This is a genomic window from Acinetobacter sp. V2, from assembly GCF_001188385.1.
Lineage (GTDB): Bacteria > Pseudomonadota > Gammaproteobacteria > Pseudomonadales > Moraxellaceae > Acinetobacter > Acinetobacter oleivorans.
Genome location: NZ_JZFB01000002.1, coordinates 242,808 through 243,161, shown reverse-complemented (window position 1 = coordinate 243,161; position 354 = coordinate 242,808).

Below are 354 nucleotides of genomic sequence, written 5' to 3'. Positions count from 1 at the left end.
GCCTGCTGGCCTACATTGCCAGCCGGTTTTAGCAGACCGCGGTACAGTGCATCAGATTTAATCCTTCTGAGGATAGAGTCTGCTTGTATTCCACTCGTCTCCCTGACGTTACGTTATGGTAGGGCGGAGGGGGGACACCTTCGGGTGTGCTGGTTCTGTACCCAGTCTGCTAACCCCCTTTCGTTCTGCCACCATCTTTTAGCAGAGATTGGCAGAATCCTTATTTGTACAGGAATCCGTCATATGCGTACTATTTCATCTCTCTCATTGGCAACTATTGCCAAAATCTTTACATCTATATCGCACTGGTCTTTAAAACGGTTTAACCGACTCTAGGTTTTAAGCCATAGGTCA